The organism is Acinetobacter sp. LF10, assembly GCF_048585715.1.
Lineage (GTDB): Bacteria > Pseudomonadota > Gammaproteobacteria > Pseudomonadales > Moraxellaceae > Acinetobacter.
Window position 1 is genome coordinate 759224 of the sequence record NZ_CP184160.1, and the last position, 18866, is coordinate 778089.

Consider the following 18866-nt stretch of genomic DNA (forward strand, 5'->3'; position numbering starts at 1 on the left):
CCTGTTGAGTTAAGACAACTGAATTTGTTCTGATCCATTTTTTCGATCTTTGTAAGGAGCCATCATGGCCGTTCAGCAAAACCGTAAAAGTCGCTCTCGCCGTGACATGCGCCGTTCACATGACGCTTTAACCGAGAATGCATTATCTGTAGACCAAACTACTGGTGAAACTCATCGTCGTCACCACGTGACTAAAGACGGTATTTACCGTGGTCGTCAATTATTCGCTAAAGCAGCTGATGCTGAATAATTGAGTTATATGCATTAAGCGTTAGCTTAAAGTATAAAAAAAATGGGAGCGAAAGCTCCCTTTTTTGTTGTTTTTCGCAATTAAAAAACGATTTAATCAATGGTAAATTGCCGCATCGGAAAAGAGTCTGTTGTCATTCTTATGTAGAATCATGAGTGTTGATAAAACTGGCGATAGACCATTTTAAGGATTTTTATATGTCGATTAAGCGACTTGAGCAGGCTGCTCAAGCAACAAAAACAGCATTTGTTTTTCCTGGTCAGGGTTCACAAAAAGTAGGGATGCTGGCTGAGCTTGCAGAGCAGTTTAGTGTCGTTCGAGATACCTTTGCAGAAGCATCAGCAGCACTTGGTTTTGATCTTTGGCAGATTTCCCAAAGTGGTGAGGGTTTAGACCAAACTGAAAATACTCAACCAGTTTTGCTAACAGCAAGTATTGCCTTATGGCGTGTATGGTTAGAGTTAGGTGGTATAGCACCGAAATACTTGGCTGGACATTCTTTGGGAGAATATAGTGCGCTTGTTGCAGCAGAGGCAATGACTCTAGCTGACGCGGTTAAATTAGTCCATTTACGCGGAAAATTGATGCAGAGTGCTGTTCCTCAAGGTACAGGCGCAATGGCTGCAATTCTTGGTTTAGCCGATGAGAAAGTGATCGAGCTTTGCCAAAAAGTGAATGCAACTGCGGCTGGTCAAGGTTCGGTTGAAGCGGCGAATTATAATGCGCAAGGTCAGGTGGTGATTGCAGGCAGTATAGCTCTGGTTCAGCAAGTCATGGCTGAAGCAAAAGAGCAATCTGGTAAAGCGATTGCATTGCCTGTTTCTGTTCCGTCACATTGCACACTGATGAAACCAGCGGCTGAAAAGTTTGCTGAAGCTTTGGAACAAACTGCCATTGAGCTACCCCACCTTCCTGTAATACAAAATGTCAACGCGGAAATCGCGACAGATGTTGCTCAATTACGTCAGGCATTAACGGCTCAGTTATATCAGTCAGTTCAATGGACACGTACCATGCAATATCTTCAAGATGAAGGTGTGCAGTATGTGGTTGAATGTGGACCAGGCACAGTACTCAGCAATCTTGCCAAGCGATTACCCAACATAGAAAAAGCATTTGCGATTGATAGCAAAGCACGTATGGAAGATGCCCTAAACGCAGTGTTAGTGGCAGAAGGAAAAATTGCATGACACAACAACGAAAAGTTGCGTTAGTGACAGGAGCAAGCCGTGGTATTGGCGCAGCAATTGCACAGCAACTCATTCAAGACGGTTTTTTTGTAGTTGGTACCGCGACTTCTGAATCAGGCGCGCAAAAACTCACAGAAAGTTTTGCTGAACATGGAGCAGGTGCTGTACTCGATGTTCGTGATGGCACAGCGATTGATGCACTTGTCTCAGACATTGAGCAAAAATATGGTTCAGTGTTGGTATTGGTCAACAATGCAGGCATTACCAAAGATAATTTGCTACTTCGTATGTCTGAAGATGATTGGGATGATATTCTCAACATTCACCTCAAAGCCGTTTACCGCTTATCTAAGCGTGTATTGAAGGGCATGACCAAAGCACGTTTTGGCCGCATTATTAACATTAGTTCAGTGGTTGCACATTTTGCCAACCCTGGACAGGCGAACTACTCAGCAGCAAAAGCAGGGATTGAAGCATTCAGTCGTAGCTTAGCCAAAGAGATGGGGAGTCGTCAGATTACAGTGAACAGTGTTGCACCTGGTTTCATTGCCACTGAAATGACTGATCAGTTAAGCGAAGATATTCGTAAAAAAATGACTGATCAAGTAGCTTTAAGTCGTCTAGGTGAACCTCAAGATATTGCTGATGCAGTGAGTTTCTTGGCTAGTGATAAGGCTAGTTACATTACTGGTACAGTTTTACACGTAAATGGTGGGCTATACATGGCCTAACTGGCGATGTATAAACTTTTAAAAGTTTTTATATTCAATTAAACTAGTGGCAAATTAAAACGCCACAAGCAATGAGGAGAATTCCTGTGAGCGATATCGAACAACGCATCAAACAAGCCGTAGCTGAACAATTAGGTATGCGTGCCGAAGAGATTAAAAACGAAGCATCTTTTATGGATGACTTAGGTGCTGACTCTTTAGATTTGGTTGAACTTGTAATGTCTTTCGAAAATGATTTTGACATCACGATTCCAGACGAAGATTCTAATGAAATCACGACTGTTCAATCTGCAATTGATTATGTAACCAAAAAACTTGGTTAATCATATCGCATGATTAAAAGCCACCTTTTCGGTGGCTTTTTTATATGTTCAACTTTTCATATGAATAGATGTAAAAATATCTTACAAGAAAAATAAACGATAAATATGAGAATAATTTATTTAGATGTATAAAATTTACTCTATTTAAAATAACTTACTAAATCATAAAAACAAAAGGAAACTTTATGAATATAGACAACCGTATTAAACAAATCATCATTGAGCAGCTTGGTGAAGATGAAGATGAAGTTGTACCAAATGCAACTTTTATAGATGATTTAGGCGCTGACTCTTTGGGTGTTGTTGAGCTGATTATGGCTTTTGAAGAATATAGTCAAATCATTATAAAACTAATACAACTCAGTCGATGAGTGATTTCGAGTTTTTTTTCGAATCATGTATGAATAATAAAGTGGTTTGACTATAGTTTGGTATTGAGATTCCAGATGAAGAGGCAGAAAAAATTCTCTCAGTCCGTAATGCTATTGATTATGTGGCAGCTCATGTAGGAGAAGATAGTTAGATTTAAGCTAAGAAAAAGCTGATTTTTTAGATATTTAATTTTATGCTTGAAAGAATAAATACATATTTTTACAAGAAAAAATAAACTATTAATATGCAAATAATTTATTTGAGTGTATAAAGTTTATGCTATTAAAAATAATTTATTAGATCATAACAACAAAAGGGAATTTTATGGATATCGCAAAACGTATTAAAGAAATCATCATTGAAGAATTGCGTGTGGATGAAGATGAGGTTTTGCCTAACGCATCTTTTACAGAGGATTTAGGTGCTGATTCATTGGCTGTAGTTGAACTCATTATGGCTTTGGAAGGAGAGTTTGGTATTCAAATTCCATATGAAGAGGCAGAGAAAATTATCACAGTTCGATCTGCAATTGATTATATGGCGAATATTGTGGGAGAAGATGCGTAAATTGCATGATGCTTTGAGCTGATCGAAAGCAGCATGGAGTCATTTTTTGTGGTTCTCTATGAAGAATTAACTTAAAAATATACATAGATTTACAAGACGTACTTATGATGATAATTGCGTCAAGTCAAGAAGGCGCGCTATGCGCCTTTTTATAGAATTCAAATATGATTTAATAATTGTTTAGGAAGTTTATCCATTAATTGTAAAAAAGGCGTTGGGCTTTGTAATGCTCTAGATAAGATTAAAGCCCCTTGAATGCGTATCACGGAATCTTGTGCCCGTTCTAAAGCTTGATCCTCTGTCATTCCTGCATCTTGTAAAACGAGTGCAATGTTTTCAATCAATCTTAAAAAGACAGGTTGGATTTGAGGTAAGAAGATTTGGTGAGCTTCACTCAAGGTCAAAACTGCCAAAATGCATGCCACATGACCATTTTCGTACACCTGCTTCAATGAATTTGTTAAAGCTTCTAAGCGTTGAATGGGCGGGGTACTGCTTTGTAGATGAGTAAAAATATTGTCTTCGCGCCATTGTTCTAAATAGCTCAAAACCTCTTGTGCCATTTGTTGTTTTCCATTTGGAAAATGATGGTACAAACTGGCTTTACCTAAACCTGTACGTTCTGAGATTTTAGATAAAGATGCACCTTCATAGCCGTATTCTCTAAAAATACTTAACAAAGATCGAATCAATGTTGGTTTATCCATAAAAAATTACTCAGATCACTTGTTCTTGCACCGATCGTTCGGTACAGTAAAACTATAACCACAAAAGAAGATGACAATCAAACTTTATAATACTGTAATCTCAGGAAATTGTTACAAAATCAGATTGTTACTTTCATTTCTGAATTTAGACTACGAAAAAGTCTCTATAAATTTAGCTGACCAAGAGCAAAAGACAGAGCATTTTTTAAAACTGAATCCTTTAGGGCAGATTCCTGTGCTAGAAGATCAGGGGAGGCATATCCATGATTCACAGGCAATTTTATGCTATCTAGCCAAAACATATGATGCTCATCAGCTTTGGTTTCCACAAGAAACAATCGTAATGACGCATGTTTTAGAGTGGTTGTTTTTTGCTAACCAAAGAATTGCTTCTAGTTTATCGGCAGCTCGGGCATTTCATTTGATCAAGAAACCGAATATTGATATCGAGCATGTCACTGTGATGTCACATGCATCATTAGCAGTGGTGAATCAACATTTAAAAACAAGACATTGGTTGGTTGGTGAATCAGCTACGATTGCAGACATTGCCTGTTACCCCTACATCGCTTTAGCGCATCAAGGAAACATTGAATTAGATCAATATCCAGATGTTCAAGCTTGGCTAGCACGTTTCCAACAATTACCGCATTTTATTGAATTAGATGAATAATAGGTTGATGATGAAAAAAGTGGTTATCACTGGAGCAAGTCAAGGGATTGGGCAAGCAATTGCCCAGAAATTCTTAGATCAGCATTATGAAGTGCATAATATTTCTCGCCATGTACCACAATATTCACATCCTAATTTACATCATTGGCAAGCAGATATGCTGCATTATGATCAGCTTGAGAACGCAATTCAGCAGATTGGGCAGTTTGATATTCTGATTAATAATGCTGGTTATATGAATACACTTACAGCAAGTTCATATACATGGGAAGAAATGCAAAAATTATGAATGTAAATCTGATTCATACCATGCAGTTGAGTATTGATGTTGCTGAGAGTGTGTTTAAAACACAGCAATCTGGGCGCATCATTAGTATTGCATCAATTGCAGGGCAAATGGGACATCCTGATATTTGGTATGGAATTTCAAAAGCAGGGTTGATAAATGGGATGCGTAGTTTAGCTTGAAGTCATGCCCAGTATCATATTCAAACCTTTAGCCTCGCACCTGGTCCTGTTGAAACTCAGATGATGCAAAAGATTCCGATTGACAGACAGAAACGTTTAAAAGAAGCCACTTTGAATCAGCAGTTTTGCCAAGCACAAGAAATTGCAGATATGGCATTTTGGTTAGCGGATGCAGCACCCAATTGTTTAAGTGGTGAAGTTTTTGATTTGAATAATGGTGTGAACTATCGTTAGTGTATCTTGAGCAAATGAATAGAAACCTGCATATTTCTATTCATTGCCACTAAAGTATTAAAAGCGTTTTGGAATTTTTTGCCCATTCAATACGGGTGTTTCGGCATTTTTTAATACGCCAAACAACCATGTTTCGGCATGTTGGACAGCAATTTTAAGTGAATCACCTAAGGCTAAACGTCCTGCAATAAAACTTGCCAAAGAACAGCCAGAACCATGATATTGTCCGTCTAAACGTGGGCAATGGCTTTCAGCAATCATTTTGCCGTCAGCATAAAGTACATTACGAATATGATCAGGTGTATCTTCATGTCCACCTTTGACTAATACCGCTTTTGCACCCATTTCAAATAATTTTTGAGTGGCTTGCTCAATATCATCAATACCTGTTAAGGCTCTTAATTCAACGGTATTGGGGGTGATCACGGTTGCCAATGGAATTAATTCAACAAATGCTTTAACTAATGTTGCTTGATCACCGAGTGAACCTCCGCTATTTGCCACTAAAACTGGATCGAGTACATATAGATAATCTGGATGTTGACCTAAAAACTCAGCTAAGGCTGCGATATTATCGGTGGTACCCAGCATGCCTGATTTTACACATTTAATGGGTAAATCACCCACTACCGCATTTGCTTGAGCAAGTAGTAACTCTTTTGAAGTGGCTTCAAAACCAAACACTTGTTGCGAATTTTGAATGGTTAAAGCAGTACAAGCAATTGCTGCATGTGCGCCACTTTGCCCAATTGCTTCAATATCTGCTTGTAAGCCAGCACCACCCGATGGATCTAAACCTGAAAAACATAGTACGGTAGGACGCACAGCCATTTCCTTTTATTCTCTCATTTAGGCTAGTATATGGGAGTTTCGAGAAACTCTCGACTATGTTATGTAAGGCTTTAAGAGATTGAACGAATGACGATCAAAAATATTCTGATTGATTTAGATGGGACTTTAACTGACCCTAAAGCGGGTATTCATCGCTCAATTCGTTATGCTTTAGAAAAATTGGGTCATCCTTTAGCCGATGAGGTTGATTTGGATTGGACGATTGGACCTCCGTTGAAAGCCTCATTAGCGAAGTTATTAAATACTCAGGATGATGATTTTGCTGAACAAGCGTTACTTGCTTATCGCGAGCGTTTTTCAGTGACTGGCTTATTTGAAAATGAAGTTTATGCAACAGTGGTAGAAACGTTGCAACAGTTACAAGTACAAGGTTATCAATTATTTTTAGCGACAGCAAAACCGACTGTTTATGCGAAACGCATTTTGGCTCATTTTGAATTAGATCAATATTTTACTGAAATGTATGGTAGTGAATTAACCGGTGAGCGTACTAATAAAGCTGATTTGATTGCTTATATTCTGGAAAAAGAGCAGTTGGATGCACGGCAATGTATCATGGTGGGCGATCGCCAATATGATGTGATTGGTGCGCGTGCCAATGGTATTGAAACCATTGCTGTAAATTATGGTTATGGAACAGCAGAAGAACTCGTTCAGGCACAACCGATTGCCCAAATCTCACAATTCAGCCAATTGATCAGCAAAGTTGATGAACTTAATGTGGAACGAAAAGTTTCATAACCATTGAAGTAATGGAAAGCCTCGATGATTCGAGGCTTTTTATTCTTTGATTAGAGATTATGCTTCAAGCGATATTGAACTAATTCTTCAATACTAATGAGTGTTAAACCATGTGTTTGAGCATAAGCCAAAACTTGAATACCTGATGCCATAGAACCATCAGGATTAGTCAATTCACATAATACACCTGATGGTTTTAAGCCAGCCAAGCGAGCTAAATCAATGGTTCCTTCGGTATGTCCACGGCGAGTTAATACACCGCCATCACGTGCGCGTAATGGAAATACATGACCTGGGCGACTCAAGTCACTTGCAACAGCACCATCTTTAGTGGCAGCTAAAACTGTTGTTACGCGATCTTTAGCAGAAACACCTGTCGTAACGTCTTGAGCTGCTTCGATCGTTACCGTGAATGCTGTTTTAAATTGGCTAGAATTGTCGACCACCATTGGTGGGAGTTCTAAATGATCGGCTAGCTCTTCGGTTAAGCATAAACATACAATACCAGAGCCATCACGAATCATTCGTGCCATGGTTTCGACAGTGAGTGTTTCAGCAGCAATAATTAAGTCGGCTTCATTTTCGCGGTCAAAATCATCCATAACCAAGACGGGTTTGCCTTGGCGGATGTCTTCTAAAGCTTGTTGAATACGTTGTTCAGCAGGAGAAAGGGCTGAAAAGAAAAGTTCGGGTTGAATTAAACTCGACATAATGAAACGCTCTCGTAAATAGGATACGGTTGAACATTTCAGGACTGATGTAAAAATAAGCGCGCACCAAAACGAACCAAAGTTGTTCTGGTAATTTCGTCTTCTTTCATCCGGACTATACCGTCGGCTTTGGCATCTCACCAAATCTGCGAGTATATAAATATATACAGGCTCGTGGGCTGATTAGGTCGGTGATGATCAAAGCCTAACTTACCACCGGTGGGGAATTACACCCCGCCCTGAAGCGATGTGCTTTGATTATAGCTAGTTTTTTGAGAGGAAAGGGAACTATTTATGAAATGGATCGTTCTATTGAAATATGAATTTAAGCAAATGAAGTTTCGGTTTTGTCGTGGAGAAATCATTGTTTTTGAATTGTTTTGATGAGTTCCATTTAGCATTTGGTATTGACCCAGCCATAAAAAAAGCCAGTTCATATTGACTGGCTTTTTAGGAATTTTTTACTGCTTATGCAATTTGTACAGGAATACAGTTTGCTGTGTGATTGACTGTATTGTCTGGATTTGCATAAACCAAACGTGGTTTGTGGAGGTTTGCTTCTACTTCAGTGAAATCACCAAAAGTTGCAATAATGACTAAATCACCCACATCAGCTTGGTGCGCTGCGCCACCATTGACTGAAATGATACCAGAATCTTCTTCACCACGAATTGCATAAGTTGTGAAGCGTTTGCCGTTCGTTACGTTCCATACGTGGATTTCTTCGTATTCACGAATCCCTGCTAAGTCCATTAATACACCATCAATTGCACAAGAACCTTCGTAATGAAGTTCTGCATGAGTGACAACTGCACGGTGAATTTTACATTTTAATAAACGAGATAGCATGGCTAGCGTCTCCTGAGTAAGACCTAAGATGAATATCTTATTGGTTGACTTGTCACGTTTCCCGCTGGCGATAGGCGGTTTGATGCGCATTTTGCGCTTAAAAATGCAATATGGCAAGCGTGATTGATCAACAATTCAGTTTAAATTTAAGCGGGTTTGTATGCATTAATTTGATTCATGGCCTGTGAAACTTGTCCATCGACAAGCATTTTCACTTTTGATAAGGCATGATCAATCGCTGCATCTATTAAAGCTTGTTCACTGCTAGGAGCTTTGCCAAGCACATGACCAGAAACACGTTCTTTAGAACCAGGATGTCCAATTCCTATGCGTAAGCGATGGAAATTAGCACCAATATGTGGAACGATGTCGCGAAGACCATTATGTCCGCCATGTCCACCACCTGATTTTAAACGAATAATGCCAGGATCCATATCGAGTTCATCATGAGCAACAAGAATTGCTTCAGGTGCAACTTGATAAAATTTGGCAAATGGTACGACACTTTGACCAGAACGGTTCATGAAAGTGGTAGGTAAGAGTAAACGTACGTCATGACCATCAATTTGACCACGACCGCTGTATCCATGAAATTTTGGATCAGCCTTTAAAGAAATACCATAACGATCTGCAAGCTGTTCTACGAACCAGAAACCTGCATTATGGCGGGTTTGGGCATATTCCTTACCAGGATTACCCAAACCAACAATTAGCGAAATATTTGACACTAATTTACGCCTTTAACACTTATGCGCGTTTGAAGTCAGCGTGCATAGGTGTGTTTTTAGCTGGGTGACGTTGTAACGCTTGGATTTTAACGTTTTCAACTTTATCACCGATTTTGATTTCGATAACTTCTTCGAAGAAAGCGTTGTTTTCTAAAGCTTTAACGATTTCACGAAGCTCTAAAGTAACGGCTACAGGCTCAGCGCTACCACCATAGATGATTGCTGGGATTTGAGCAGCGTGGCGAAGGCGGCGGCTCGAACCTTTCCCTTGTTGTGCTACTTCACGTGCTTGAGCGTTTAATACGAAGTTTGCCATGGGCATATCCTCATTGAGTTTGAGTAACTAAACTTGCGACCAGTTTAGTGATAGAAAAACCCTAGCGAGCTAGGGTTTAAGAAAAAAAGCTGGGCTATTATAGATAACTATCGAACATAGCGCTAATAGATTCTTCGTTATTGATACGACGAATTGTTTCAGCAACCATGCTTGCAACAGAAACTTGGCGAATTTTACCTAGGTTCGCTGCTTCATCTGAAAGAGGAATCGTGTCAGTAACAACGAGTTCATCAATAACAGAGTTACGAAGGTTATCAATCGCTTTGCCTGATAAAACAGGGTGAGTCGCATAAGCAATTACTCGACGAGCACCAAATTGTTTCAGTGCATCCGCAGCTTTGCAAAGCGTACCTGCTGTATCTACCATGTCATCAACAATGACACAGTCACGATCTTTTACATCACCAATCAAATGCATCACTTGTGACTCATTTGCTTTTTGGCGACGTTTATCAATAATCGCTAAATCGATATCACCTAGCTGTTTTGCAACAGCACGTGCACGAACAACACCACCTACGTCAGGAGATACAACCATTAAGTTGTCATGTTGTTGTTGACGTAAATCAGCTAACAACGCTGGCGTACCATAGATGTTATCAACAGGGATATCGAAGAAACCTTGAATTTGGTCTGCGTGTAAGTCGATCATTACCACACGGTCAATACCTACAGTTGTCAGCATGTCTGCAACAACTTTTGCAGTAATTGGAACACGAGCAGAACGTGGACGACGATCTTGACGTGCATAACCGAAATACGGAATGACTGCAGTGATACGACCAGCACTTGCACGACGCAAAGCATCAGCCATGACCAAGATTTCCATCAGGTTATCGTTGGTAGGCGCACAAGTAGATTGAACGATAAAAACGTCTTTACCACGAACATTTTCAGTAATTTCAACTGAAATTTCACCATCAGAAAACTTGCTTACAGAAGCAGCACCGAGAGGGATATGTAAATGGCTTACGACTTTTTGGGCGAAATGTGGATGAGCACTTCCACTAAAAACGACAAGATTGGGCATGAAGCACCCTTGGCGGTTGGCTTATAATGAATTTGGATGGCAGGGGCGGCTGGATTCGAACCAACGGATGCCGAGATCAAAACCCGGTGCCTTACCACTTGGCGACGCCCCTAATGCGGCAGAACTTTAATCGTTTTGTATGATAATGTCAATATAATTGAGCAAGTATCGATATAAAACAAGTCTGTCTAAAGATATGGCAGGGGCGGCTGGATTCGAACCAACGGATGCCGAGATCAAAACCCGGTGCCTTACCACTTGGCGACGCCCCTAATTTGATAATATGTAATGGCAGGGGCGGCTGGATTCGAACCAACGGATGCCGAGATCAAAACCCGGTGCCTTACCACTTGGCGACGCCCCTATATATTACATATATCTACAGATGAAAATTGGCAGGGGCGGCTGGATTCGAACCAACGGATGCCGAGATCAAAACCCGGTGCCTTACCACTTGGCGACGCCCCTAACATGTAACTGAAAAATTTCTTAAAGGAGATTCTGCCAAACTATTGACCAAGTAAGCTTTACAAGGCGCATTTTGCAAAATTTTCTTTATATCCATTTCACTTGTTACTTCAATAAAAACACAAGCACCTGTACCTGTAAGCTTTGCTAGACCAAATTGATCTAAATATTGCATTGCTTCTTCTACTTCAGGATATAACTGTCGAGCCAAAGGTTCAAAGTTATTTCCAAAATTAAAAGGTTCTAACTGATAGGCGCAAAATGTAGTGATCTTAGAATCTCTTGTCAATGTTTTTTGTGAAAAAAGTGCTTGAGTGCTGATAAAACAGTCAGGTTTTAAAATTATGAATTGTTTTTGAGCTAAGTCTATGAATGATAAATGTTCACCTATGCCTTCTGCCCATGCATTTCGACCAAAAATAAAGATAGGCACATCTGCACCCAATTGCACACCATAATCAGCGAGTTGCTGTTCATTTAAACTGCATTGCCACAGTTGATTCAGTACGATGAGTGTGGTGGCAGCATTAGATGAACCGCCGCCAAGACCAGCACCCATAGGAATATTTTTCTCTATTTGAATATTTAACCCACATGGTTCTTTTGCATGGGGTTTGAGTAATTGGGCTGCACGATAGATTAAGTTTTGTTCAACAGCAACCTCGTTTAAGCCTTCAATATGAATCATTCCATCCGCAATTGGCTCAAAAGTCATCCAATCATATAAATCAATCAGTTGAAAAATAGTTTGTAATTCATGATAACCATTGTCTCTACGACCAGTGATATGCAGAAATAAATTCAATTTAGCAGGGGAAGGTACTCTAATCATAAAAGAATCTAATCTATCGGTTTTGAATCACCATTGTAATACGGTTTTCTTTATCGTCAGCAAGTGCTTGCTTCAACAAAAGTTTATTTGGAAGGATTTGCTTATCGTTATAGCTAAAATCAACAGTCCAGCCATCTTCAATGAGCTGTTTCAAGCGATTTTGTTCGTCTTTGCTCGCTTGAGCATTTTGCGTCGCAGGCTTCGCTTGTACCCAGTAGGCAAGGTGCATAATCGGTGCCTGCCAACCTGTCGCTTTTTCCAGTAATTCTTCAGGTGTAGCTGCCGTAATTAGACCTGTTTTGGCACTATTTAAGGTGACTTGACCTGGTTTTCCTTCAATTTGGGTTTTCCCAACACCTAAAATTCCAGTCAGTTCAATATCAAATTGATCTTGTTGTTGAACCCATGTAAAAAAAGCACTGCCAGACTGTTGTGGTGTACGTACACCTATTTTACCTTGTAAGCTAAAGTTATTTTCATCTTGCACTTGTGGTGAAGCAATTATCTTATTTGGTTGGCTTAGATGTTGGCAGCCTGTTAATACTAGAATACTACTGCTACATATCGCGACACATAATTTTGAAAACAAGTGCATGTATTTAACTCTTTTTTACAGTGATAGGTAAGATTAAGCTATCAAGTTGTTGTAATTGTGGGGTATTTGCATGTTTTTGTTTCAATTGCTGTAACACCTCACTAAATTGTGTGAGTGCGCCTTGCATATACAGCGCTTTAGCATAGCGAACGCCAATATTGATATTTTGGCTAATTGAATAGGCTTGTCCCAAGACTTTGGCTGCGGTATCAAAATCATTTTGTAGAAAAGCGATATAGCCTAATGTATCAAGAATAGAGGCTTGTTCAGGTGCAAAGTTGAGCGCTAGTTCTGCATATTTTCGTGCTTCTTTTAGGCGACGATTTTGCAATGCTAAGGTATACGCATAAGCGTTTAAATAGGTCGGGCTATTGGGTTCAATAATTAAAAGTTGCTTTAGGGTTTTATCTAATTTATCCCGATCGGTATAAGGATCCAGCAATAATACTTCTGCATAGATTAGTTCTGGGTCATCGGGTAAGCTCTTAATCGCTTCATCTAGCAATACCAAAGCTGCTTTTTTATTATCCGTTTTCTTTAAAATATCTGCTTGTGCTTGATATAAGAAACTTGCATGTTGTGGATAATTCACCCGTTCTTGTGTAAGAAAGCGTAAAGCATCATTTAATTGCCCTTGCTTTTCGAAAATAGTGACCATATTGCGTCGAGATACAATATATAAGCTGCCATCCACGAGTCGATAGTATGCTTTGGCAGTTTCATAATGTTGTTTGCGTTGCGCATTGATTGCAAGATAGTAATAAGCTTCATTCTGATATTTTGCTGAAGAACGCAATTCAACTAAATATTGTTCAGCTTTTTCGTATTGTTTTAAATCAATACTGGTTAAGCCAGCAATAAATAAAGCTTCTTCAGTTTTTGGATAATCTTTGATAATACTTTCAAGCTTATCTAATGCTTGCTGTTGTTGATTGATTTGAATGTAATAGCGAGCTTCAGCTAATCGTATATCAATATTGGTTTTATTTTTTCGACTGGCTTGTGCAAACCACTTTTGTGTTTCAGTATCGTCGCGTAACGCCATTAATAGATTGGCTTTCATCAAAATGAAACTGGTCGATTTTGAACGTTTACGTAAGGCTTTATTGATATTATTTAATGCTTGCTCATATAAGCCATCTTGCGCTTCTAATCCAGCGATTAAAGCTAAGATAGATGGGTTTTCACGTTCTTTACTGGTACGTAAGGCATTTAATAAAATTTCACGATCTTGTGCTTGTTCGGGTGCAATCCCTGCCAAAATTTGTTCGAGATCAGCAGTTGGGTCAATATTTAAGATTTTGTCTAATGTTTTTGCTGCCAATTCATATTCATGGGTTTTTAGGGCAATATGTGATAAGTAAAATAAAGCAGGAACATCTTTGGGTTCTTGTTCTACCCAATGTGTTGCAATATCTAACGCAGATTGAAAATCGTTATATTCTAAGGCGACATCTAAAGCACGCTGTTTGATGGTGGTTGAATTACTTTGAATAGCAAGCACAGTATAATTATGTAGAGCAGTTGCGATATCATCATAAGCAAGCGAAAATTCAGCCACCATACTTTGTTGTAATGCGCTGTCAAAACTTTTATCTGCATACATGTCGTGTATTGCTTGTGCAGAGACATACGAGCTCATGCTACCTAACAACAAGATTGTGGTAGAATACCGTCGAATCGTCTTGCCGCTAAAAAGGGTACGGCGATATAGCTGACGCAATTTTTATTGATCCAAAGTAATGCTTTTTATGACACCGATGTTGCACAATAACATAAATTTAGCGAAATGATGATCTGATATGTCTTTCTTTGCATTGGGTGTCAACCATCAAACAGCTTCTGTTGAACTTCGTGAACAAATCGCTTTCAATGCAGAGCGATTAGCTGCGCTATTACTTGAACAAAATAAACATTCACCTTTGAATGATTTAGTTGTTGTATCAACTTGTAATCGCACTGAAGTTTATGCCATGACAGAAGATGCTGATAGTGTTCTGACTTGGTTAGCCCAAGTGAATAATATTGATGTAAAACAGTTAATTCATCATGTTTATCGTTACGAAAATGCTCAAGCTGTTACACATTTGATGCGTGTTGCAAGTGGTTTAGACTCTTTGATGTTGGGTGAGCCGCAAATTTTAGGGCAAGTTAAAAGTGCTTTGGCTTTATCTAAAGACGCACAAACTGTGTCGCCTGAACTAAATAGTGTTTTTGAATATGCTTTTTATGCAGCGAAACGTGTTCGTTCAGAAACCTCTGTAGGTAGCCATGCTGTTTCAATGGGTTATGCAGTTGCTCAGTTAGCATTGCAAGTTTTTAGCCGCCCTGAAAAGTTAACGGTTATGGTGGTTGCCGCAGGTGAAATGAATAGTTTGGTTGCTAAGCATTTAGCGGAAATGGGGGTGGCAAAAATTTTAATTTGTAACCGTAGCCGCGAACGTGCGAATCTTTTGGCACAAGAAATTGCCCATCAAGTTGAGGTTGAAATTATTCCCTTTGCTGAGCTTGCACAAAACTTGCATAGAGCGGATGTGGTCTCTAGTTGTACAGGTAGTTTGTATCAAGTGATTGAATATTCAGACGTTAAAGCTGCATTGAAAAAGCGTCGCTATCAACAAATGTTGATGGTCGATTTGGCTGTTCCACGTGATATTGATCCGAAAGTCGAATCATTAGATAACGTATATTTATATGGCGTAGATGATTTACAAAGTGTGATTGATGAAAATTTAGCGCAACGTCGTCAGGCGGCTGTTGAGGCTGAAATTATGGTGAATCAATTGGCTACTCAATTGATGACCCAACAAAAAGTGAAAGAGGCGAGTAGCACTATTCAAGCTTATCGTCAGCACAGTGAAGAAGTCAGCCAAAAAGAGTTGGCACATGCATTAGAGTTACTGCAACATGGTCATGCAGCAGAACAGGTGATGCAGGAGTTTGCTCATCGCCTATCACAGAAACTTATGCACCCAACTTCTATTTTATTAAGAGAAGCTGCTAAAGCTGAAAATCCAGATTATTTTGAATGGTTACAGCAACATCTACAGGATGTGTTTGAGCATGAGCGTAAACCGAGACAGTAACTTAGCTTAGGACAATAACTTCAAGCTAATCTGTTTTGTTAATTCATTTAATTGTTGACGTAAATTGCGTGATTCGATGAGTGAGATAGGTGATCTCAATTTTAATTTTAAATATTTTTCTTGTAGATTTAATGAAAAGTCCTTAGCTAATTTATCAGCAATCTCAGGTGCTTGAGTTAATGACTCAATATTAGTTCTCTGCATAACATCGGCAATCTCATGACTATAACGACTACATGCACCAAGTACGTAATAGGTTGCTAATTCCTGATCATCCGGTAAATCATCAAATACAATATTGAGCACAGCTAAAACTTTAGCCAGCAGCTCAGTTTGGTCAATCACTGCAAGTAATTCTTCAAAATGAATATAGAGAAATGGGTGATGCATTAAAATTGCGATTGCAAAATCTTCATCTTTGGTTTGAATATTAAAAGATAAAGAGGCATCGTGGCTGATTTGAGGGGTAGAGCGTTTGCCTAGACCGAGTTTCTCACGGAAAGATTGACTCAGCAGATAACGGAATGAGCCATGTTTAGGTAATAACTCTGTTAATTCACGTAGTTCTCCCATGACTAAACTTTTACCTTCAGGCGTGCTAACGTCATGTTGCCCTGTTAAATGGGCAAACACAAAGTCAGATAAAAGCGGAGCTTGCTGCAATAACCTTTGGAAATTTTCTAAGCCTTCACGACGAATCAATGAGTCTGGATCATGTTCATTCGGAAGCACAAAGAATTTTAATTCACGACCATCATTGAGTAAGGGTAGCGCAATTTCTAAGGTGCGTCGTGCTGCTTTCTGTCCCGCAGCATCCCCGTCAAAGGCAATGGTAATACGAGAATTTTGTTTAAATAGGGTAGTTAAATGATCCGCATTACTGGCTGTTCCCAGTGTTGCGACAGCACCATTGATACCATATTGCTGCAATGCAATCACGTCCATATAGCCTTCGACCATTAACCAATCGTTGGCTTTGAGTTTACGACCCTCATACAAACCATAAAGCAATTGATTCTTGTGGAATACCTCTGAATCTGGTGAGTTAATATATTTAGGTTTAATTTCATCATTGAGCGCACGACCACCAAAACCAACCACGCGACCTTTATGATCACGGATCGGAAAAATCACCCGCTCACGTAATAAATCAAAATCTCGACCACTATCACTAGAGCGAATCAGACCCAGCTGTTTCAAACCTTCAATATCTTGTGGAAAGGCCTTTTCTAAATGCTGCCAATCCTCTGGTGCATAACCCAAACGCCAAAATTGAATCGTTTGTGCCGATAAGCCACGTTGCTTAAAATAATTTTGTGCTTTTTGACTCATTGGGAGTTGGCGTTCATAAAACTGAGCAACGTTTTCCAATAAGTCATAGAGATTACCTTCTTGAACTTGTTCATCCATATAAAAGGATGGATCAAATTGAGCAAAAGGATCATCCATAACGCGATCTATATCGACAAAATGCCCATCGATAAATTCGTCTGCTACAGATATAGGTGCTGGATTTTCAGCGACTGGCGTGTTTGTTGGTTGAGCCGCTGCAATTTGTTGAGGACTGCGTTTATAAGAAAGTTTTTTATTGTCGTGATTATCTTTCGGTAATTCGATGCCTGTCTGATTAGACAAGTCTTTCATCACATCGACAAAGTTACGACTATCAATGTCCATGAGGAAGCGAATCGCATTTCCATTAGCTTGACACCCAAAGCAATGATAATACTGCTTATCTCTATACACATGGAATGATGGAGATTTTTCCTGATGGAATGGACAACAGCCCGAGTAAGTACGCCCAGTCTTTTTTAACTTCACACGTTGACCGATTAAATCGACGATATCAGTTCGATCTAAGATTTGATCAATCGTATGTTGTGGAATTGCCATGTACATTTAACCATTTTGGACTGAGAGATAACATCTTCGTTGAAGTCAGTGTGTCAGAATTCATTGTTGCATAAAATGAAAAACAGGCAAGGGTAGACTTGCCTGTTTTGTGGTTTTGATGAGTGCAAATTAATTTGCAGCATCAGCCCCCGACGTTTCTTTGGTCTCAGGCTTATCTAATAGCCCGAAGCTTAAACGGTTCATCCAACTTGGTTTATCGGTTGGTTCGTCAATAGGAGCAGAATCGCTTTCTTCAGTTGTCGGTTTATCTAATAAACCAAGGCTCAAACGATTTGTTAAGCTGCGTTGCTCAGTTTCACCATTGCTTTGTTCTTTTACTTGTACCGTTTTAGATTCGCGGCCAAGCAAGCCTAAAGTGGCACGATTGACCCAACTACCTTCTTTACGAGCAGCACGAAGATTTACTTCACCATTTGCCTTAACTAAATTTGGATAGTTTAGTTTTAAGAGATCAATATATTGCTGAGACGTGGCTTGATCGCCTAATTTTTGGTAGCTATAAGCTAATGTTGCAAGTGCTTCTGGTGTTTGTGGTGTTTGAGGGTAGCGTTCAATGACCCATTGTGCGCGTTCAGCAGCAGCCAACCATGCTTTACGTTGAATATTGAAACGCGCCGCATTCATTTCACTTTCGGCCAATTCTTGACCGATAAATTTCATACGTTGTGCAGCATCTACTGAATATTGGCTACTTGGGAAACGACGAATCAAGTCTACAAAGTTTTGATAAGCGACTTTAACGTAGCTCACATCACGATGTGATTGTTGTAATGAAGTATAACGAATCAAACTGTCGTAATTCATTTCCATATTGGCTACACCCCGAACATAGTAGGCGTAATCAACATTTGGATGCTGTGGATTTAAACGAATGAAACGATCTGCCAGTGCAATCGTACCTTCATAATCTTTTTGTTTAAATTTGGCGTAGAGGAGTTCAAGTTGTGCTTGTTGCGTGTATTGTCCAGTTGGATAATACGTATCTATCGCTTCAAGTGATTTAACAGCATCAGTATATTGATTACGTTCAAGTGATTTTTGTGCTTTTTCAAAATAGACTTGTTCACTTGACTGTGGGCCTTTATCAACCACTTCTTTTTTGCTTGGATTACTGCTACAACCGACAAATACAGACGCTACGCCTAAAGATAAAGCCAATATGGTAATTTTATAATGGGGTAGCGACATAAAAATTCCTCTGCTTTTGGG

General features: G+C 39.4%; 20 protein-coding genes, 4 tRNA genes, 2 pseudogenes and 1 riboswitch. Of the genes and pseudogenes, 10 read left to right on the plus strand and 16 right to left on the minus strand.

Annotated features, from left to right (window positions below; all coding sequences use genetic code 11):
• The first annotated feature begins 64 nt into the window (after nucleotides 1–64).
• The 6 genes and pseudogenes from rpmF to ACN19N_RS03635 all read left to right on the plus strand — a co-directional run bounded on the left by rpmF (nucleotide 65) and on the right by ACN19N_RS03635 (nucleotide 3433).
• Nucleotides 65–250, plus strand: coding sequence for a 50S ribosomal protein L32 (gene rpmF, locus ACN19N_RS03610; RefSeq protein ID WP_004638135.1), 186 nt, complete (start codon nucleotides 65–67; stop codon nucleotides 248–250).
• A gap of 197 nt (nucleotides 251–447) precedes the next feature.
• The gene (fabD, locus tag ACN19N_RS03615; RefSeq protein ID WP_420001990.1) at nucleotides 448–1440 is read left to right on the plus strand and encodes an ACP S-malonyltransferase; all 993 of its coding nucleotides are present in this window, start codon (nucleotides 448–450) and stop codon (nucleotides 1438–1440) included.
• Nucleotides 1437–2171 (plus strand): 3-oxoacyl-ACP reductase FabG, encoded by a 735-nt coding sequence (gene fabG / locus ACN19N_RS03620; protein ID WP_269229742.1) that lies wholly within the window; start codon nucleotides 1437–1439, stop codon nucleotides 2169–2171. The genes fabD and fabG overlap by 4 nt, the downstream gene beginning before the upstream one ends.
• An 86-nt stretch (nucleotides 2172–2257) precedes the next feature.
• Nucleotides 2258–2494, plus strand: coding sequence for an acyl carrier protein (acpP, locus tag ACN19N_RS03625; RefSeq protein WP_004655272.1), 237 nt, complete (start codon nucleotides 2258–2260; stop codon nucleotides 2492–2494).
• Between the two features lie 185 nt (nucleotides 2495–2679).
• A pseudogene (locus ACN19N_RS03630) lies at nucleotides 2680–2823 on the plus strand (acyl carrier protein); the annotation flags it as partial.
• Between the two features lie 367 nt (nucleotides 2824–3190).
• Nucleotides 3191–3433, plus strand: coding sequence for an acyl carrier protein (locus ACN19N_RS03635; RefSeq protein WP_269229744.1), 243 nt, complete (start codon nucleotides 3191–3193; stop codon nucleotides 3431–3433).
• Between the two features lie 158 nt (nucleotides 3434–3591).
• Here the strand turns inward: ACN19N_RS03635 and ACN19N_RS03640 are convergent, their stop codons facing one another.
• Entirely contained in the window at nucleotides 3592–4140 is a 549-nt protein-coding gene (locus ACN19N_RS03640) for a TetR/AcrR family transcriptional regulator (protein WP_420001991.1), read from the minus strand.
• A gap of 76 nt (nucleotides 4141–4216) precedes the next feature.
• Between ACN19N_RS03640 and ACN19N_RS03645 the strand changes: the two genes are divergently transcribed.
• Both ACN19N_RS03645 and ACN19N_RS03650 read left to right on the plus strand, forming a co-directional pair.
• Entirely contained in the window at nucleotides 4217–4813 is a 597-nt protein-coding gene (locus ACN19N_RS03645) for a glutathione S-transferase family protein (protein ID WP_420002354.1), read from the plus strand.
• Between the two features lie 10 nt (nucleotides 4814–4823).
• A pseudogene (locus ACN19N_RS03650) lies at nucleotides 4824–5515 on the plus strand (SDR family oxidoreductase).
• A 57-nt stretch (nucleotides 5516–5572) separates the two neighbouring features.
• On the opposite strand, the gene ACN19N_RS03655 reads toward ACN19N_RS03650, so the two are convergent.
• Nucleotides 5573–6340, minus strand: coding sequence for a hydroxymethylpyrimidine/phosphomethylpyrimidine kinase (locus ACN19N_RS03655; RefSeq protein ID WP_293745533.1), 768 nt, complete (start codon nucleotides 6338–6340; stop codon nucleotides 5573–5575).
• A 93-nt stretch (nucleotides 6341–6433) separates the two neighbouring features.
• Here ACN19N_RS03655 and ACN19N_RS03660 point away from each other — a divergent pair, with 93 nt between their 5' ends.
• Entirely contained in the window at nucleotides 6434–7108 is a 675-nt protein-coding gene (locus ACN19N_RS03660) for an HAD-IA family hydrolase (RefSeq protein WP_269229747.1), read from the plus strand.
• A 50-nt stretch (nucleotides 7109–7158) separates the two neighbouring features.
• Here ACN19N_RS03660 and ribB read toward each other — a convergent pair whose 3' ends face one another.
• The 12 genes from ribB to ACN19N_RS03720 form a co-directional block, all read right to left on the minus strand.
• A complete protein-coding gene (gene ribB / locus ACN19N_RS03665; RefSeq protein WP_420001992.1) occupies nucleotides 7159–7818 on the minus strand; it encodes a 3,4-dihydroxy-2-butanone-4-phosphate synthase in 660 nt (219 codons plus the stop codon).
• A gap of 94 nt (nucleotides 7819–7912) precedes the next feature.
• A riboswitch (FMN riboswitch) is annotated at nucleotides 7913–8068 on the minus strand.
• A gap of 218 nt (nucleotides 8069–8286) precedes the next feature.
• Nucleotides 8287–8667 (minus strand): aspartate 1-decarboxylase, encoded by a 381-nt coding sequence (gene panD, locus ACN19N_RS03670; protein WP_269229749.1) that lies wholly within the window; start codon nucleotides 8665–8667, stop codon nucleotides 8287–8289.
• A gap of 146 nt (nucleotides 8668–8813) precedes the next feature.
• Entirely contained in the window at nucleotides 8814–9395 is a 582-nt protein-coding gene (gene pth, locus ACN19N_RS03675; protein WP_420001993.1) for an aminoacyl-tRNA hydrolase, read from the minus strand.
• A 19-nt stretch (nucleotides 9396–9414) separates the two neighbouring features.
• On the minus strand, nucleotides 9415–9711 hold the full coding sequence (gene rplY, locus ACN19N_RS03680; RefSeq protein ID WP_004663523.1) for a 50S ribosomal protein L25: 297 nt from the start codon (nucleotides 9709–9711) through the stop codon (nucleotides 9415–9417).
• A gap of 97 nt (nucleotides 9712–9808) precedes the next feature.
• Nucleotides 9809–10762 carry a ribose-phosphate pyrophosphokinase gene (locus ACN19N_RS03685; protein WP_004663520.1) on the minus strand — a complete coding sequence of 318 codons (954 nt, stop codon included), beginning with the start codon at nucleotides 10760–10762 and terminating at the stop codon, nucleotides 9809–9811.
• Between the two features lie 37 nt (nucleotides 10763–10799).
• A tRNA-Gln gene (locus ACN19N_RS03690) sits at nucleotides 10800–10874 on the minus strand.
• 85 nt (nucleotides 10875–10959) lie between these two features.
• Nucleotides 10960–11034, minus strand: a tRNA-Gln gene (locus ACN19N_RS03695).
• 17 nt (nucleotides 11035–11051) lie between these two features.
• Nucleotides 11052–11126 (minus strand) — tRNA-Gln (locus ACN19N_RS03700).
• Between the two features lie 29 nt (nucleotides 11127–11155).
• Nucleotides 11156–11230 (minus strand) — tRNA-Gln (locus ACN19N_RS03705).
• Nucleotides 11229–12062, minus strand: coding sequence for a 4-(cytidine 5'-diphospho)-2-C-methyl-D-erythritol kinase (gene ispE, locus ACN19N_RS03710; RefSeq protein WP_269239166.1), 834 nt, complete (start codon nucleotides 12060–12062; stop codon nucleotides 11229–11231). Before ispE ends, ACN19N_RS03705 begins: the two co-directional genes overlap by 2 nt.
• A gap of 13 nt (nucleotides 12063–12075) precedes the next feature.
• A complete protein-coding gene (gene lolB / locus ACN19N_RS03715) occupies nucleotides 12076–12657 on the minus strand; it encodes a lipoprotein insertase outer membrane protein LolB (protein WP_269229751.1) in 582 nt (193 codons plus the stop codon).
• Nucleotides 12658–12661: 4 nt separating this feature from the next.
• Nucleotides 12662–14380 carry a tetratricopeptide repeat protein gene (locus ACN19N_RS03720; RefSeq protein ID WP_269229752.1) on the minus strand — a complete coding sequence of 573 codons (1719 nt, stop codon included), beginning with the start codon at nucleotides 14378–14380 and terminating at the stop codon, nucleotides 12662–12664.
• A 79-nt stretch (nucleotides 14381–14459) separates the two neighbouring features.
• On the opposite strand from ACN19N_RS03720, the gene hemA reads away from it, so the two are divergent.
• Complete coding sequence (gene hemA / locus ACN19N_RS03725) at nucleotides 14460–15743, plus strand: glutamyl-tRNA reductase (RefSeq protein WP_269229753.1); 1284 nt, start codon at nucleotides 14460–14462, stop codon at nucleotides 15741–15743.
• A gap of 6 nt (nucleotides 15744–15749) precedes the next feature.
• Here hemA and ACN19N_RS03730 read toward each other — a convergent pair whose 3' ends face one another.
• A complete protein-coding gene (locus ACN19N_RS03730; protein WP_420001994.1) occupies nucleotides 15750–17636 on the minus strand; it encodes a DNA primase in 1887 nt (628 codons plus the stop codon).
• A gap of 129 nt (nucleotides 17637–17765) precedes the next feature.
• On the minus strand, nucleotides 17766–18845 hold the full coding sequence (locus ACN19N_RS03735) for an outer membrane protein assembly factor BamD (protein WP_420001995.1): 1080 nt from the start codon (nucleotides 18843–18845) through the stop codon (nucleotides 17766–17768).
• Nucleotides 18846–18866: the final 21 nt, after the last annotated feature.

Bases quoted from the DNA above. Each gene is read 5' to 3' on its own strand.
- rpmF (WP_004638135.1), top strand. From the start codon at position 65: ATGGCCGTTCAGCAAAACCGTAAAAGTCGCTCTCGCCGTGACATGCGC.
- fabD (WP_420001990.1), top strand. From the start codon at position 448: ATGTCGATTAAGCGACTTGAGCAGGCTGCTCAAGCAACAAAAACAGCA.
- fabG (WP_269229742.1), top strand. From the start codon at position 1,437: ATGACACAACAACGAAAAGTTGCGTTAGTGACAGGAGCAAGCCGTGGT.
- ACN19N_RS03635 (WP_269229744.1), top strand. From the start codon at position 3,191: ATGGATATCGCAAAACGTATTAAAGAAATCATCATTGAAGAATTGCGT.
- ACN19N_RS03640 (WP_420001991.1), bottom strand. From the start codon at position 4,140: ATGGATAAACCAACATTGATTCGATCTTTGTTAAGTATTTTTAGAGAA.
- ACN19N_RS03660 (WP_269229747.1), top strand. From the start codon at position 6,434: ATGACGATCAAAAATATTCTGATTGATTTAGATGGGACTTTAACTGAC.
- ribB (WP_420001992.1), bottom strand. From the start codon at position 7,818: ATGTCGAGTTTAATTCAACCCGAACTTTTCTTTTCAGCCCTTTCTCCT.
- panD (WP_269229749.1), bottom strand. From the start codon at position 8,667: ATGCTATCTCGTTTATTAAAATGTAAAATTCACCGTGCAGTTGTCACT.
- rplY (WP_004663523.1), bottom strand. From the start codon at position 9,711: ATGGCAAACTTCGTATTAAACGCTCAAGCACGTGAAGTAGCACAACAA.
- ACN19N_RS03685 (WP_004663520.1), bottom strand. From the start codon at position 10,762: ATGCCCAATCTTGTCGTTTTTAGTGGAAGTGCTCATCCACATTTCGCC.
- ispE (WP_269239166.1), bottom strand. From the start codon at position 12,062: ATGATTAGAGTACCTTCCCCTGCTAAATTGAATTTATTTCTGCATATC.
- lolB (WP_269229751.1), bottom strand. From the start codon at position 12,657: ATGCACTTGTTTTCAAAATTATGTGTCGCGATATGTAGCAGTAGTATT.
- hemA (WP_269229753.1), top strand. From the start codon at position 14,460: ATGTCTTTCTTTGCATTGGGTGTCAACCATCAAACAGCTTCTGTTGAA.
- ACN19N_RS03730 (WP_420001994.1), bottom strand. From the start codon at position 17,636: ATGGCAATTCCACAACATACGATTGATCAAATCTTAGATCGAACTGAT.
- ACN19N_RS03735 (WP_420001995.1), bottom strand. From the start codon at position 18,845: ATGTCGCTACCCCATTATAAAATTACCATATTGGCTTTATCTTTAGGC.